Raw genomic sequence first — 15,552 nt, forward strand, 5'->3', positions numbered from 1 at the left:
TCACAAAAAGGCCGTCTGAAAGCCGATTTTGCTTTTTCAGACGGCCTTTTTGCCTGCTTGGCGGTCAGCTGTAAATTTTCGAACCTTTCTTTACAAACTCGACCGCTTTTTCCTCCATGCCCTGCCGTTGGGCTTTTTGCTTATCGGCGTAGTCGCGCACTTCCTGCGTGATTTTCATCGAGCAGAATTTGGGGCCGCACATTGAGCAGAAGTGGGCGATTTTCGCGCCTTCGGCGGGCAGGGTCTCGTCGTGGAAGCTCTCGGCGCGTTCGGGGTCGAGGCTTAAGCGGAATTGGTCGCGCCAGCGGAATTCGAAACGCGCCTTGCTCAGAGCGTTGTCGCGCAACTGCGCGCCCGGCCAGCCTTTGGCGAGGTCAGCGGCGTGGGCGGCGAGTTTGTAGGTGATGATGCCGGTGCGCACGTCTTCTTTGTCGGGCAGTCCCAAATGCTCTTTTGGGGTAACGTAGCAGAGCATGGCTGTGCCATACCAGCCGATATTGGTCGCGCCTATGCCCGAGGTGATGTGGTCGTAGCCGGGGGCGATGTCGGTGACGAGCGGGCCGAGGGTGTAGAAAGGCGCTTCAAAGCAGTGTTGCAGCTCTTCGGTCATGTTTTCTTTGACGCGTTGCAGCGGTACATGGCCGGGGCCTTCAATCATCACTTGTACGTCGTGTTCCCACGCTTTGGCGGTCAATTCGCCCAAGGTGTGCAATTCGGCGAATTGGGATTCGTCGTTGGCATCGGCAATGCAGCCGGGACGCAGACCGTCGCCGAGGCTGAACGATACGTCGTAGGCTTTCATGATTTCGCAGATTTCGTCGAAATGTGTGTAGAGGAAGTTTTCCTGATGATGGGCGAGACACCATTTCGCCATGATGGAGCCGCCGCGCGATACGATGCCGGTCAGGCGGTCGGCCGTCATCGGCACATAGCGCAGCAATACGCCTGCGTGTATGGTGAAATAGTCCACACCTTGTTCCGCCTGCTCGATTAAGGTGTCGCGGAACAAATCCCAAGTCAGGTCTTCGGCGATGCCGCCGGTTTTTTCCAAAGCCTGATAGATGGGCACCGTGCCGATGGGGACGGGCGCGTTACGGATAATCCATTCGCGCGTCTCGTGGATGTGCGCGCCGGTGGACAAATCCATAATCGTGTCCGCGCCCCAACGCAGCGACCACACCATTTTTTCGACTTCTTCGGTCAGGCTGGAGGTGACGGCAGAATTGCCCAAATTGCCGTTGATTTTGACGCGGAAGTTGCGGCCGATAATCATCGGTTCGAGTTCGGGGTGGTTGATGTTGGCAGGGATAATCGCGCGTCCGGCGGCGATTTCTCGGCGCACGAATTCGGGCGTGATTTGGTCGGGGTGGGTCGGGATATTCGCGCCGAAACTTTGCCCTGCGTGCTGTTTCAAGAGCTTGGCGTATTCAGGCCGTCTGAAAAGTTCGTCCAGCTTCATGCGTTCGCGTATGGCGGCAAACTCCATTTCGGGCGTGATGATGCCGCGGCGCGCATAATGGAGCTGGGTTACGTTTCTGCCTGCTTTGGCGCGGCGTGGGCGGGTGATTTGGTTGAAACGCAGATGGGCGGTTTGCGGGTCGTGCGCGCGTTCGATGCCGTATTCGCTGGAAAGCTTGGGCAGGATTTCTGTATCGCCGCGTTCGTCCAGCCATGCGGTGCGGACGTGCGGCAAACCTTGTTTCAGGTCGATGTGTGCCGCCGGATCGCCGTATACGCCGCTGGTGTCATAGACGGGAATCGGCGGGTTGGCTTCCGTGCCTTGCGCCGTGTAGGTGTCGTCTTGACGGATTTCGCGCAAAGGCACGCGGATGTCGTCGCGGCTGCCTTGCAGATACACGCGCTCCGAGTTCGGGTATTTGAAGCGGATGCCGATGTCTTCGCTCAAGTCGGCAAGCTCGCGCGCTTCGTTGCCGGAAGTTTTGGCGGTTTTCTTTGGCGTAGTCATAAAAAATGCTCCTGTTTTCTCGTTTGAAAAGAAGAAACAGGAGCGTTTTGCTTTTTCAGACGGCCTCAATATCAAAAAAAGGCCGTCTGAAAGACAGAATCCGTGAAAACTCCCCACGCAGGTATTATCCCGATCGGGTGTAAAGGGTATTTCTCAGCCGCCTGAACATCAGGCAGCACCCCTGTTTCGTTAAGGCGAACATTATAAACCACGAACGAAATGCAAATAAAGGCTTGACATGGTTTCGCCGCGCCTGTATAGTTCGCCTTTCTGACGCGGGGTGGAGCAGCATGGTAGCTCGTCGGGCTCATAACCCGAAGGTCGTAGGTTCGAATCCTGCCCCCGCAACCAAATTCCAAATCCCTCAGCAAGTGCTGAGGGATTTTTGCGTATAGGCCGTCTGAAAGCAAACCTACCCCTTCGGTTGTGCGGCAAACCTTATTTTCAGACGGCCTCTGTCCAATCGGGCGGTTTGTCGGATTTGTGCTACCATCGCCCGCACTTCCCTTTCGATACGGCAGACAATAGGAAACGGCAGATGATTATTATCATGCAGAAACAGGCCGCCGCTTCGTCGGTGGCGGCGGTGGTGGAATTTATCCGCAGCAAGGGTTTGCGCGAGCACATATCGCCGGGGGCGGAGCGCACGATTATCGGCGCGGTGGGCGACGAGCGCGTGTTCCTGCCGCAGGAGTTGGAATCGCTGCCGCAGGTGGAGCGCGCCATCCGCGTGTTGGCCGACTGGCGCATCATCAGCCGCGAAACCAATCCCGAAGACAGCGTGATTACCGTGCGCGGCACGGCCTTCGGCGGCGGCAGGATGTTGGACATCGCCGTGTCGCCCGACGAATGCCGTGCCGACGCGCTGTACCTCGATCCGTTTTACCTGCCCGACAATCCTTATGCCGAATGCGGGATGCCGTCTGAAAAAGAACAAATCCGCCTGCTGCGGCAGACTCTGTCCGACAGCCATGCCGCCGGCCGGCCGGTTTTGGTGCGCATCCGCGACGTGCGCCAGATTCGGCAGGTGTTGGAAGCCGAGGCGGACATCCTTTACCTCGGCGGCGAGTTGATGACGAACAGGGTGTTGCAGGACGAAGTAGGCCGTCTGAATACGCCTGTGGTGTTGTGTAAAGACAAGCATCATTCGTATAACGAATGGCTGGTGGCGGCGGAACGCATCGCGCTGCGCGGCAACCATCAGATTATCCTCGGCGAAAGCGGCACGCTGAGTTTCGAATCCGACCATCCGTACCGCCTCGATACGGAAGCCGTGGTGCGCGTGCGCCGTTTGAGCCATCTGCCCGTGTTGGCCAATATTACCCGCCTTTGGCACGGCGATATGCCGCAGGACGTGTTGTACCGCCTGGCCGAAGCGGCGGGCGCGAATGCGATAGTGCGGAGCGTGCCGCCGCCCGCTTGAACGGGAAGCAAATGGGAGAGGCCGTCTGAAAATGCAGTTCGAAATGGCAAATCACTTTTTGATTCGCTGTCGGCAAAACTGTGTTTTCAGACGGCCTTTTGTTTGGTCGTGCCGCTATGTGTCTGTGCGGAAAACGATTTTCCCGCAAGACGGGTTCGGGCTGCGGAATCAGCGGTCGAATTTTCCGTGCCGCAGGAAGGCGGCGGTTTGTCCGGCCACGCGTTTGTCGGTCAGCATCCCGGTGTGGGAAACGGGCAACAGGATATGATCGGCCATGCCGGGAAAACGGGTTTCTTCCACCAATACCGTGCCGTCGTTTTCGCCTTGCAGTTTGAAAATGCGGCCGATGCCCAGCGGGGAGTTGCCCGCCAGGCTGCCGAGTTCGATGCCGGGCGGCAGGTCGGGCAGGTTGCCGTCGAGCATGTTGCGGTAGGCACCGCCGAGCAGGGGCGTGCCCGCGCCCCAGTTGCGGATGGTTTCGGCCGTCGTGCTGCCCTGATGCGGCGTGCCGAGGGTAACGATGCGGCCGCGCACCAAATCGGGGCGTGCGGCGGCAAAACGGCGCAATACCAATCCGCCGAGGCTGTGGCCGACGAAATGCAGGGGCTTTTGATGCCGTCTGAAAAAATCTTCCGCCGCCGCAGTCAGGGCGGCGCAGTGCTGTTCGGGTCTCTGCCAGATGCTGTAATAGCCGAAGGTTTGCACGGACAGGCCTTGCCGTTTCAGCAGGCGTGCAAACGGAAGCATGGTCCAGGCGTGCATGTGGATGCCGTGCAATAACAGGACGTGTTCGTTCATAGGACTTCCTCTGTGTAGCGGACGGTCGGACAGGCCGTCTGAAAAAGGCGGCGGCGGATTCTCCGCCTGTTTGCCTGTCAGGAATAATCGAATGTAAACAATACGGTGCGGCTGACGGGCTCGTACATCAGGATGATGGCGTCCGCATCGTCAAAGTGGTAGTTGTAACCGGTTTTCAGACGGCCTCTGACATGAAAACCGTTTAAATATCCAATTCCGCCGTATCGCCTTCTTTTTCCATCCATGCGCGGCGGGCGGCGGCTTCGCCTTTGCCCATCAGTTTGACGAAGATGTTGTGTGTTTCGTCATCTGCGCCTTCGGGGATTTGTACCTGCAACAGGCGGCGGGTGTCGGGGTGCATGGTGGTGTCTTTGAGCTGGTCGGGGTTCATCTCGCCCAAGCCTTTGAAACGGCTGATGGAATAGGCGGTTTCTTTGACACCTTCTTTTTGCAGCCGCTCCAAAATGCTGTCGAGTTCGTTTTGGTCGAGGGCGTAGAATTTGCGGGCGGGTTTGCTTTTGCCTTGTGCGTTGACATCGACGCGGAACAGCGGCGGCTGGGCGACGTAGATGTGTCCGTCGGCGACCAGTTTCGGGAAGTGGCGGTAGAACAGGGTCAGCAGCAAAACTTGAATATGAGAGCCGTCCACGTCGGCATCAGATAGGATGGCGATTTTGCCGTAGCGCAGGCCGCTTAAATCGGGATTGTCGTTGATGCCGTGCGGATCAACGCCGATGGCGACGGAAATGTCGTGGATTTCGGCGTTGCCGAAGAGCTGGTCGGGGTGGACTTCGAAGCTGTTGAGCACTTTGCCGCGCAGGGGCAGGATGGCCTGTGTGGCTTTGTCGCGGGCGAGTTTGGCTGAGCCGCCGGCGGAATCGCCTTCGACGAGGAAGAGTTCGTTTTCGCGGATGTCTTCGCTTTCGCAGTCGGTCAGTTTGCCGGGCAGGACGGCGACGCCGCTGCCTTTTTTCTTTTCGATTTTTTTAACCGAACGCATCCGCGCCTGCGCCTGACGGATGGCGAGTTCGGCGATTTTTTTGCCGAAGTCCACGTTTTGGTTCAGCCACAATTCCAAAGGGTCGCCCGATACGGCGGCAACGAGTTTCAGCGCGTCGCGGTTGGTCAGTTTGTCTTTGGTCTGGCCTTGGAACTGCGGGTCGAGAACGCGGGCGGAGAGGACGAAGGCGGTTTTGCTGAACACGTCGTCGCTTTGCACTTTCACGCCGCGCGGTAGGAGGTTGTGCAGATTGATGAAGTTGCTGACGGCGTTGAACACGGCTTGTTTCAAACCTGCTTCGTGCGTGCCGCCCAGCGGGGTGGGGATGAGGTTGACGTAGCTTTCGTTGGCGCACGAACCTTCTTCCAGCCAGGTCAGGGCAAACGCGGCGCCTTCGCCGATGCTGAAATCGCCGTTGTGGTCGTCTGAAATGTAGTTTTCACAGGAAAACAGCGGTACGGCTTCCTGCGCGTCGGCAATCAGGTCGGTCAGATAGCTTTTCAGGCCGTCGGGGTAGTGCCAGGTTTGGGTGTGTGCTTCGTCTTCGCCTTTGACCGGACGGGTCAGGGAAACGCGCACGCCCGGCAGCAGAACGGCTTTGGCGCGCAGCAGGCGTTCGAGTTCGGGAATGCTGTAATTCGGGCTTTCAAAATATTTGCCGTCCGGCCAGACGCGCACTTCGGTGCCGCTGTCTTTGACGGCGCATTTGCCTACTTCCGCCAACGGTTCGACCACGTCGCCGCCGGCAAACACGATGCGGTGGATTTTGCCTTCGCGTTTGACGGTTACCTCAAGGCGGGTGGAAAGGGCGTTGGTTACGGATACGCCCACGCCGTGCAGGCCGCCTGAAAAGGCATACGCGCTGCCGCCGTCTTTTTTATTGAACTTGCCGCCCGCGTGCAGACGGGTAAATACAAGTTCGACCACAGGCACGCCTTCGACAGGGTGCAGCCCGACGGGAATGCCGCGTCCGTTGTCGTGCACGGAAAGCGAACCGTCGTCGTGGATGCGCACGTCGATTTCAGTGGCGAAACCGCCCAATGCCTCGTCCGCCGCGTTGTCGATGACTTCTTGGCAGATGTGGGTCGGGCTGTCGGTGCGGGTGTACATGCCGGGACGTTCTTTGACCGGCTCCAAGCCTTTGAGGACGGTGATGCTGGATTCGCTGTATTGTGTTTTGCTCATGTGAAATACGGTTCGGATAACGGATTAAAAATTCTATGCGCATTTTAACATGAAGCGGAAAGCCGTTCCCCGACGGTGCTTCAGTGGCGGGTATGCCTGTAAAATCAGGTTAGAACGCCTTTCAGACGGCCTTTCAACCGTTCTTCCGCAATAGCAATCTGCTATACTGCGCGGCTGTTTTTCAACGGCGGTTAATTCGGATATGAGACGTTTGCAATCGGGTAAGTTTTGGCTGAAATGCCTGGTCGGCGGGGCAGTGTTGTCCGCGCTGGCCTTCGGCGCGCAATATGCCTTGCTGTCGTGGCTGTTTTCGCCGGAAAACGTGCGCCGTGCGGCAGAGGAGGCCGTGGCCGGAACGGGCCGCAAAATCCGTTACCGCCCCGAAATCAACACATCCGTCATCCCACGTCCGACCGTTACCCTGAAACAGGTGGAAATTACCCGCCCGGGCGGCGCGTCGGCGGAAATCAGCATCGAGGAAATGCGCGTCGGCCTGTCGTGGGCGAGCCTGTTCGGTACGCCGTCGGTTGAAAAATGGGTGTTCGTCCGCCCCGAGCTGATGCTGAACCGCTCGCCGGACGGCGGCTGGAACATCCGCGATTTGCTGCAAAAAGAAGGTTCGCTGCCGGTGGACCGCCTGATTGTCGAAGACGGCCGTTTGCTGCTGGACACGGGCGACAGCCGCCACACACTCGAAAACATCAACCTGAAAATCAACGATGCCGACGAAAGCAAAACGACCGTCAAAGCGGAAGGCCGTCTGAAAACGCCGCTGTGGGCGGAAGAGGCGGAATGGAAGTTCGAAGGCACGGCCGCGCGCCTGGTAGACGGCTGGTTGATGCCCGATTTGGCCTTGAGCGGGCGTAGCAGTTACAAAGGCGACGAGACGAACTTCCTCATCGGCGGCAACGGCAGTTGGCGCACGGGCGGCATGCAACTGAACAGCGCGCGCCTGAAAATCGACATCCCCGCGCGCAACCTGCACCTGAACGCCGAATCGCCGCAAATCAAAGCTGGAAAAAACCAAATTTCCGCCTCCGCCGCCAATGCCGTGCTGACGGCGCAATACGGCGGCGCGCAGTGGGACGGCACCATAGCCGCCAAACGCCTCACCCTGCATCCCACCGTGGCCGCCGTTGAAAAACTCAGCATCAACGGCAGCCGCAAAACCGCGCTGACCCAAACCGCCTTCACACTCGACACCCCGCTGAACTGGCAGCGGCAGGGCGGCTGGGAAATGCCCGCCGTCAAACTCACCACCCGTCTAGACAACATCACCGGCAACCCGCGGCCGCGCCTGATAAGCGAATTGGCCGGAACATTCCGCTATCAAAACGGCGGCGGCTGGCAGGGATGGCTTACCGGACGGCTCGACCGCCAGGCAGCCGAACTGGATGCCGCCTACACCGTGGCTGACCGCCCAAACAACCACCCGGCCAAACTCACGGCCAACCTGCAATTGGACAAACTCGCCCTGTCGCCCTATCTGGAAGGACTGGCCGACACCTCCGTGCCCGCCTATCCGGCCTGGCTGCAAAAAGACGGCGCACCCGAAATCGAAGCCACCGTCCGCATCAAAACCCTGCAATCGCCCAACCTCGAAATCAACAACCTCACCACCCGCCTGCTGGCCGACCGCGAGCGCATCGTCCTGCCCGACTTCCGTGCCGAACTTTACAACGGCAGCATGGAAGGCGGCATCAGCATGGCCAACACCTCCCCGCCCACCTACCACCTCCAGCAATACGCCAAAAACATCAACATCCGCCCGCTGATGCAGGACCTGTTCCGCTACGGCAACATCAGCGGCGAGGGCGACGTAGAAATCGACCTCACCGCACAGGGTGCCGACCGTGCCGGCCTGACCAAAACCCTCTCCGGCCGCCTCCAGCTCAACCTGACCAAAGGCAACTGGCTGGGCATCAACCTCGACCAAGCCTTGCAAAGCCTGCTAGGCAACAAACCGGTTAATACGGATGAGCGTTCCGCCACCCCGTTCCAACGCTTCAGCATGAGCAGCACCATCCGCAACGGCATCAGCAGCCACGAAAACGCCGAACTTGATTCCAACCGCCTGCACATCGTCCTCACCGGCAGCACCGACTTCAACAACATGACCCTGAACGAACGCCTGCTGCTCAGCCCCGCCGACGGCAAAGGCACGCCGATCCCCCTCAACATCAGAGGCAAGGCGGATAACCCGTCCATCACCCTCGACTACAAAGGCCTGACCGAAGGACTGGAAACGGCGGAGGAAAAACAGCAGGCACTGACCCGCGCCATCCGTGAACAATGGCAGTGGCTCAACAGGCCGTCTGAAAACGGAAAATAAGATAGGAAGGCGACATCCCGTCCCTGCAACAATGCCTTCTTTCCCTTTTCAGACGGCCTCACACCGCAAGCAGGCCGTCTGAAAAATACCGCATCCGACAGGCCGCCTTTTCCGGAGACGAAATGCACGAATTGACAGCCGCTTCAAATCAAGCAACCCCATACCGTCATGCCCGCTCAGGCGAGAATACGTAGCTTTGGTTTTCCGGAACGGATTGAGAAGGCTGCCGACCCGACGGCTCGGATTCCCGCCCGCGCGGGTATGAGAATGGCCGGTATTTCCTATATTTAATCCGCTACAAAAAACAATCAGGCAATACGCCGCCCCTTGATTCCATGCACGATTTAAATGACTTTCCCGCCCAGGCCCTGCCCGACGGCCTGCGCCATGCACGCCACATCGAAGCCGCGCTCAGCGGCGGCCTCGACTCCGTCGTCCTGCTGCACCTGCTCGCGCGGCTGGCAGGCCGTCTGAACATCAAACTCACCGCCGTCCACGTCCACCACGGTTTGCAGGACGAAGCCGACGGCTGGCTCGAATTTTGCCGCGATTATTGCGCCCGCCTCGCCGTGCCGCTGCGCTGGCAAAAAGTCGATGTCGTTTCAGACGGCCTCGGTATCGAAGCGGCGGCACGGCAGGCGCGTTACCGCGTGTTCGGCGAAACCGAAGCCGACGTACTCGCCGCCGCCCATCATGCCGACGACCAAGTGGAAACCTTTATGCTTGCCGCCCTGCGCGGCGGCGGCCTGCGCGCCCTGTCGGCCATGCCCGCCGTGCGCCCGCTGAACCGCCGCACCCTGCTGTGGCGGCCGTTGCTGCCTTACGGCCGCGCCGAGCTGGAAGCCTATGCCGAACGGCACAAGCTGGCTTTTGTGTGCGACCCCAGCAACGAAAGCGGCGACTATCTGCGCAACTGGCTGCGCAACGACGGCCTGCCGCAATGGCGCGCCCGACTGCCGCAGTTGGATCAACACATCCTGTCCGGCATCGGGCTGTTGCAGGACGAATTGGCCGTGTTGGAAGAAACGGCGGCGGCGGACGAAGCGGCCGTGCAAAGCGGCGGGCTGTTCGATGCCGCCCGTTGGCGCACCCTGCCGCCCGCCCGCCGGAGACAGGTTTTGCGCCGCCTGCTGGCCGGACACGGCGTTTCGGCGGGCAAAGCCGCCCTGCACGACTTCGAGCGGATTTTGATGAACCTCGGGCAGGGCGGCGCGGAATGGAAGTTTCCGCAGCAAACCGTCCACGCCGCCGCAGGCCGTCTGTATTTCCTGCCGCCCGACTGGCAGGCGCAATGCCGTGCTGCGCCGCAGACAGGCCGTCTGAAAGAACTCGGCGGCGGCTGGCAGTTGCGCCGCGCCGCCTACGGCCTGCCCGATGCCGCGCTGGAACAAACCGTCCGCATTCGCACGGCCGAAAGCGGCGACTTGTTGCACACGTCCGGCGGGCGGAAAAAGCCGAAACAGATATTGCAGGAAGCGGGCGTGCCGCCGTTTGCCCGCCCGCTGTGGCCGATTGTCGCCGATGCCGAAAACCGCTGCCTCGCCGTCGCCGGCATCCGTGCCGACAGCCGCATGGCGGTTGCAGACGGCCTGCTGCCCTGCTGGGAGCCGTTGATGCGGTTTGTGCCGCCCCGATGAGGCGGGTGTTTTTATTTTTATCCGCCATAAACGTAAAGGCCGTCTGAAACAGTATTTCACGTTTTCAGACAGCCTTTTGCACATGGGTGCATACTTTCGGCTACAATCGCCGCTTTTACGCAACAGAGGCCGTCTGAAAATGGAAAACACCGATTTCAACCTGTGGCAGACCATACGCAACGAAGCCGAGCAGTCGGCGGCGGAAGAACCTATGCTGGCCAGCTTTCTCCACATGACCGTGCTGCGGCACGACAGTTTGGAGCGGGTGCTGGCCTTCCACCTATCGAGCAAGCTGGCCAATCCGACCATGGATATGCGCACGCTGTACGAACTCTACCTGCACGCGCTGGAAAAAGAACCGTCCATCGGCGAAGCCGTCCGCGCCGACATCACCGCCTATTACGAACGCGACCCGGCCTGCGACCAATACTGCCTGCCGCTTTTGTATTTCAAAGGCTACCACTCCATTCAGGCGCACCGCATCAACCACTGCCTGTGGAAGGAAGGGCGCAAAACGCTGGCCTATTTCCTGCAAAACCGCGCTTCCGAAGTGTTCGGCGTCGATATCCATCCGGCCGCCCGTTTCGGGCAGGGGATTATGATTGACCACGGCACCGGCGTCGTCATCGGCGAAACCGCCGTTTTGGGCAACGACATTTCCATCCTTCACGGCGTAACCCTCGGCGGTTCGGGCAAAGAGGGCGGCGACCGCCACCCGAAAATCGGCGACGGCGTGATGATAGGCGCGAACGCTTCCGTGTTGGGCAACATCCGCGTGAACGAATGCGCGAAAATCGGCGCGGGCAGCGTGGTGGTGGCGGACGTGCCCGCCTACAGCACCGTCGTCGGCGTGCCCGCCCGCGTGGTCGGCAACAAATCGCGTGCCAAACCGGCGGAGGAAATGAATCAGAATTTTTATGAGGAAATGAATCAGGATTTCTATATTTGAACCTGTCCGTTCGGTAAGCGGTAAAACCTTGAGGCCGTCTGAAAGCATGATTTGCAGTTTCAGACGGCCTATTGCTATTTTGTTGTGTTCAAACAACCATCCTCCACGCATAAAGGCAACTAGGAATAGTTATATTTTAAGATTGGATGTATTTTGATTACAATCCGCCCGTCAAATATCAATGAGCCTTTTATGAAAAAATACATCCGCCCCGCCCTGATTCCCGCCCTTTTGGCGGCCGCCTTCCCCGCTTGTGCCGATACCGAGGCCGCTGGTGCAGCCGACGGCGAACACTACACCGCCACGCTGCCCACCGTTACCGTGGTCGGACAGTCCGACACCAGCGTACTCAAAGGCTACATCAACTACGACGAAGCCGCCGTTACCCGCAACGGCCAGCTCATTAAAGAAACGCCGCAAACCGTCGATACGCTCAATATCCAGAAAAACAAAAATTACGGTACGAACGATTTGAGTTCCATCCTCGAAGGCAATGCCGGCATCGACGCTGCCTACGATATGCGCGGCGAAAGCATTTTCCTGCGCGGCTTCCAAGCCGACGCATCCGATATTTACCGCGACGGCGTACGCGAAAGCGGTCAGGTGCGCCGCAGCACTGCCAACATCGAGCGCGTGGAAATCCTGAAAGGTCCGTCTTCCGTGCTTTACGGCCGCACCAACGGCGGCGGTGTCATCAACATGGTCAGCAAATACGCCAACTTCAAACAAAGCCGCAACATCGGTGCAGTTTACGGATCGTGGGCAAACCGCAGCCTGAATATGGACATCAACGAAGTGCTGAACAAAAACGTCGCCATCCGCCTCACCGGCGAAGTCGGGCGCGCCAATTCGTTCCGCAGCGGCATAGACAGCAAAAACGCCATGGTTTCGCCCAGCATTACCGTCAAACTCGACAACGGCTTGAAATGGACGGGGCAATACACCTACGACAATGTGGAGCGCACGCCCGACCGCAGCCCGACCAAGTCCGTGTACGACCGATTCGGACTGCCTTACCGCATGGGGTTCGCCCACCGGAACGATTTTGTCAAAGACAAGCTGCAAGTTTGGCGTTCCGACCTCGAATACGCCTTCAACGACAAATGGCGCGCCCAATGGCAACTCGCCCACCGCACGGCGGCGCAGGATTTCGACCATTTCTATGCAGACAGCGAAAACGGCAGCCGAATCAAACGCAACTACGCCTAGCAGCAGACCGACAACAAAACCCTGTCGTCCAATTTCACGCTAAACGGCGACTACACCATCGGCCGTTTTGAAAACCACCTGACCGTAGGCATGGATTACAGCCGCGAACACCGCAACCCGACATTGGGTTTCAGCCGCGCCTTTTCCGCCTCCATCAACCCCTACGACCGCGCAAGCTGGCCGGCCTCGGGCAGGCTGCAACCCGTCCTCACCCAAAACCGCCACAAAGCCGACTCCTACGGCATCTTCGTGCAAAACATCTTCTCCGCTACGCCCGATTTGAAATTCGTCCTCGGCGGCCGTTACGACAAATACACCTTTAATTCCGAAAACAAACTCACCGGCAGCAGCCGCCAATACAGCGGCCACTCGTTCAGCCCCAACATCGGCGCAGTGTGGAACGTAACGCCCGCCCACACGCTCTACGCCTCGTATAACAAAGGCTTCGCGCCTTATGGCGGACGCGGTGGCTATTTGAGTATCGACACTTCGTCTGCCGCCGTGTTCAACGCCGACCCCGAGTACACCCGCCAATACGAAACCGGCGTCAAAAGCAGCTGGCTGGACGACCGCCTCAGCACCACATTGTCCACCTACCAAATCGAACGCTTCAATATCCGCTACCGCCCCGACGCGCAAAATGATCCCTATACTTGGGCAGTCGGCGGCAAACACCGTTCGCGCGGCGTGGAGTTGTCCGCCATCGGACAAATCATCCCCAAAAAACTCTACCTGCGCGGATCGTTGGGCGTAATGCAGGCGAAAGTGGTTGAAGACAAGGAAAATCCCAACCGCGTGGGCATCCATTTGGAAAACACCAGCAACGTTACCGGCAACCTGTTTTTCCGTTACACGCCGACTGAAAACCTCTACGGCGAAATCGGCGTAACCGGTACGGGCAAACGCTACGGCTACAACTCCAGCCAAAAGGTAACCACCACGCTTCCCGGTTTCGCCCGTATCGATGCCATGCTCGGCTGGAACCGCAAAAATCTGAACCTCACTTTCGCCGTCGGCAATCTGTTCAATCAAAAATACTGGCGTTCCGACGCCATGCCCGGCGCGCCGCGCACTTATACGGCGCGGGTGAATTACAGTTTCTAATCCTTGCCGCCACCGATAGGTTGGGGCCGTCTGAAACGGCAGATGCAGCTTTCAGACGGCCTTAAAGCCTAATGGCCGATAACGGCCGCCATTCCTGATTCCAATGTGCCGTGTCCGGCTCATATGGGCCAAATCGGAATAAAGCGGCAAAAAATACGGTATGGAGGCCGTCTGAAAATGTTCAGACGGCCTCCATGCCGTATTTACCTTTTGTCGGAACCGGCGGGGTTTATTGCCCTTCTTTTTCCTTTTTCAGCTTTTCCAGCCGGTAATAAAGCTGGCGCGTGGAGAGGCCGAGCATTTGGGCGGCCTGGGTTTTGTTGCCCCGGCAGTAGGCCAGCGTTTCTTCGATTTTTTCCAGCGAATGGGAGTCGGCTTGGAGGTACGGCCGCGCTTGGTTGCCCTGAACGGCGAAGCCGGCGTTTTTGGCGCGTTGGGCGGGCTTAGGGGCGACGGCGGGAACAGGTTTGCCTGATTGTTGGTTAAGCAGCTGCCAAACCTGATGTTCGTCGGCTATGTTGCCTTCGTTTTGTTTGGCCAGCTCATGCAGGAAGCGCTCGAGTTCGAAGACGTTGCCCGGCCAAGAATAGTATTGCAGTTGTTCCACCGCTTCGGTGGTCAGATTGACGTTTTTGCCTGTTTCGCGGTTGATGCGGTGCATGAAGTAGGCGACGAGTTCGGGGATGTCGCTGCGGCGTTCGCGCAGGGTGGGCAGGTGGATGGGGACGACGTAGAGGCGGTAGTAGAGGTCGGGGTCGAAGTGGCCGCTTTCCACTTCGGCGGCAAGGTCGCGCGTGGTGGCGGTGATGATGCGGACGTTGATGTTGCGGGCTTTGCCGCCGTCCAGCCGTTGTACGGCGTTGTTTTGCAGAACGTGCAGCAGGCGGCTTTGAAGGTCTGCGTCCAGCGCGGCGATTTCGTCGAAGAATATCGTGCCGCCGTCGGCCTGTTCGAGCAGCCCGCCTTCTTCGCCTTGGCCGAAGATTTCGCGGCCGAGGGTGTCGTTGTCCGCGCCGTTGCAGGCCACTTTGATGAAGGGTTGGCCGACGCGCCGTCCGGCGGTGTGCAGGGTGCGGGCGAACATTTCCTTGCCCGTGCCGTTCTCGCCCAGCAGCAAAACGTTGGCGTTGCTGTGCGCCACGCGTTCGAGTTCGCTCACGGCGTTCAAAAGCGGGGCGGACGAGCCGACGATGCCGTAGCGGCGGCTGTGCGATTGCAGGGTTTGTTTGAGTTTTTGGTTTTGGCTTTGCAGTTTTTGCGTGTGCGCTTCGTTGTTTTCGTGGATGTAGAGCAGTTGGCCGACCAGGGTGGACAGGATTTTCAGCAGGGAGACGTCGTCGTGCAGCGGGCGGGGGCTGTAGCGGGCGCGCAGGCAGGCGAGTACGCCGAAGGTGCGGTTGTGTGCGGCTATCGGCAGGGCGATGAACATGGTTTGTTCGGGCGGCATGTCTTCGCGCAGGACGGTACGGCCGAGGAACAGGGGGTCGTTGCGCACGTCGTCGGCCACAATCATGTGGGCATGTTTCAATACGGTGCCGGTGATGCCTTCGTCGGGCGCGTATACGCCGCGCGCGACTTGTTCGGGCGACATGCCGTAGGCGTAGCGTATGGATGCGTTTTCGTCGTCGATGTGCTGCAGGACGATGCGCCCCTGGTTCAAACCGAAAAATTCGCTCATCAGTTGCAGCATGATTTTCAGGGCGGTGTGGTGCGCGCCGCCGTCTTTGCCCAGGTTTTGGATGACTTGTTGCAGCAGCAGCATTTCCTGCGCCCGCCAGTCGCGGCGGTCGGTTTGTGATCTTGAAGTCATATCGTGTTTCGTAATGTAAACATTCAAACGGTATTGTAAATAAAATGCAGGCCGTCTGAAAGGCAGTTGCAGGCGGGAGTGCGGTGTCTTGATTTTTACAAACTTATTTTTTATTTATTATCAGATTGTTGTTTGGACA

General features: G+C 58.8%; 9 protein-coding genes, 1 tRNA gene, 1 pseudogene and 1 riboswitch. Of the genes and pseudogenes, 6 read left to right on the forward strand and 5 right to left on the reverse strand.

What is annotated here, in order from left to right; genetic code table 11:
* Positions 1 to 64: 64 nt before the first annotated feature.
* Positions 65 to 1,966, reverse strand: coding sequence for a phosphomethylpyrimidine synthase ThiC (gene thiC, locus BM261_RS03045; RefSeq protein ID WP_074895003.1), 1,902 nt, complete (start codon positions 1,964 to 1,966; stop codon positions 65 to 67).
* 93 nt (positions 1,967 to 2,059) lie between these two features.
* Positions 2,060 to 2,159, reverse strand: a riboswitch (TPP riboswitch).
* An 81-nt stretch (positions 2,160 to 2,240) separates the two neighbouring features.
* Here thiC and BM261_RS03050 point away from each other — a divergent pair.
* Positions 2,241 to 2,317: transfer RNA gene (locus BM261_RS03050), tRNA-Met, on the forward strand.
* A 187-nt stretch (positions 2,318 to 2,504) separates the two neighbouring features.
* The gene (locus BM261_RS03055; protein WP_074895006.1) at positions 2,505 to 3,389 is read left to right on the forward strand and encodes a chorismate mutase; all 885 of its coding nucleotides are present in this window, start codon (positions 2,505 to 2,507) and stop codon (positions 3,387 to 3,389) included.
* A 168-nt stretch (positions 3,390 to 3,557) separates the two neighbouring features.
* On the opposite strand, the gene BM261_RS03060 is transcribed toward BM261_RS03055, so the two are convergent.
* The 3 genes from BM261_RS03060 to parE form a co-directional block, all read right to left on the reverse strand.
* Positions 3,558 to 4,187: an alpha/beta fold hydrolase gene (locus BM261_RS03060; protein WP_074895009.1), complete on the reverse strand. Its 630-nt coding sequence runs from the start codon at positions 4,185 to 4,187 to the stop codon at positions 3,558 to 3,560.
* A 77-nt stretch (positions 4,188 to 4,264) separates the two neighbouring features.
* Positions 4,265 to 4,432 carry a hypothetical protein gene (locus tag BM261_RS12620; RefSeq protein WP_162817025.1) on the reverse strand — a complete coding sequence of 56 codons (168 nt, stop codon included), beginning with the start codon at positions 4,430 to 4,432 and terminating at the stop codon, positions 4,265 to 4,267.
* Positions 4,390 to 6,372, reverse strand: a complete 1,983-nt coding sequence (parE, locus tag BM261_RS03065; protein ID WP_074895011.1) for a DNA topoisomerase IV subunit B — start codon at positions 6,370 to 6,372, stop codon at positions 4,390 to 4,392. Before parE ends, BM261_RS12620 begins: the two co-directional genes overlap by 43 nt.
* A 202-nt stretch (positions 6,373 to 6,574) precedes the next feature.
* On the opposite strand from parE, the gene BM261_RS03070 reads away from it, so the two are divergent.
* The 4 genes and pseudogenes from BM261_RS03070 to BM261_RS03085 all read left to right on the forward strand — a co-directional run bounded on the left by BM261_RS03070 (position 6,575) and on the right by BM261_RS03085 (position 13,603).
* Positions 6,575 to 8,704, forward strand: a complete 2,130-nt coding sequence (locus tag BM261_RS03070) for an AsmA family protein (protein WP_074895013.1) — start codon at positions 6,575 to 6,577, stop codon at positions 8,702 to 8,704.
* A gap of 335 nt (positions 8,705 to 9,039) precedes the next feature.
* Positions 9,040 to 10,341, forward strand: coding sequence for a tRNA lysidine(34) synthetase TilS (gene tilS, locus BM261_RS03075; RefSeq protein WP_083426633.1), 1,302 nt, complete (start codon positions 9,040 to 9,042; stop codon positions 10,339 to 10,341).
* A gap of 139 nt (positions 10,342 to 10,480) precedes the next feature.
* Positions 10,481 to 11,290, forward strand: coding sequence for a serine O-acetyltransferase (gene cysE, locus BM261_RS03080; protein WP_074895226.1), 810 nt, complete (start codon positions 10,481 to 10,483; stop codon positions 11,288 to 11,290).
* 192 nt (positions 11,291 to 11,482) lie between these two features.
* Positions 11,483 to 13,603 (forward strand): annotated as a pseudogene (locus BM261_RS03085) (TonB-dependent receptor).
* 229 nt (positions 13,604 to 13,832) lie between these two features.
* Here BM261_RS03085 and BM261_RS03090 read toward each other — a convergent pair.
* On the reverse strand, positions 13,833 to 15,413 hold the full coding sequence (locus tag BM261_RS03090; RefSeq protein ID WP_074895016.1) for a sigma 54-interacting transcriptional regulator: 1,581 nt from the start codon (positions 15,411 to 15,413) through the stop codon (positions 13,833 to 13,835).
* Positions 15,414 to 15,552 lie beyond the last annotated feature (139 nt).

This window comes from Neisseria elongata subsp. elongata, from assembly GCF_900113545.1.
Taxonomy (GTDB): domain Bacteria; phylum Pseudomonadota; class Gammaproteobacteria; order Burkholderiales; family Neisseriaceae; genus Neisseria; species Neisseria elongata.

Excerpts from the sequence above, each read along its gene's own strand:
- BM261_RS12620 (WP_162817025.1), bottom strand. The coding sequence starts at position 4,432 with ATGGATGGAAAAAGAAGGCGATACGGCGGAATTGGATATTTAAACGGT.
- BM261_RS03090 (WP_074895016.1), bottom strand. The coding sequence starts at position 15,413 with ATGACTTCAAGATCACAAACCGACCGCCGCGACTGGCGGGCGCAGGAA.
- BM261_RS03060 (WP_074895009.1), bottom strand. The coding sequence starts at position 4,187 with ATGAACGAACACGTCCTGTTATTGCACGGCATCCACATGCACGCCTGG.
- BM261_RS03070 (WP_074895013.1), top strand. The coding sequence starts at position 6,575 with ATGAGACGTTTGCAATCGGGTAAGTTTTGGCTGAAATGCCTGGTCGGC.
- cysE (WP_074895226.1), top strand. The coding sequence starts at position 10,481 with ATGGAAAACACCGATTTCAACCTGTGGCAGACCATACGCAACGAAGCC.
- thiC (WP_074895003.1), bottom strand. The coding sequence starts at position 1,966 with ATGACTACGCCAAAGAAAACCGCCAAAACTTCCGGCAACGAAGCGCGC.
- parE (WP_074895011.1), bottom strand. The coding sequence starts at position 6,372 with ATGAGCAAAACACAATACAGCGAATCCAGCATCACCGTCCTCAAAGGC.
- tilS (WP_083426633.1), top strand. The coding sequence starts at position 9,040 with ATGCACGATTTAAATGACTTTCCCGCCCAGGCCCTGCCCGACGGCCTG.
- BM261_RS03055 (WP_074895006.1), top strand. The coding sequence starts at position 2,505 with ATGATTATTATCATGCAGAAACAGGCCGCCGCTTCGTCGGTGGCGGCG.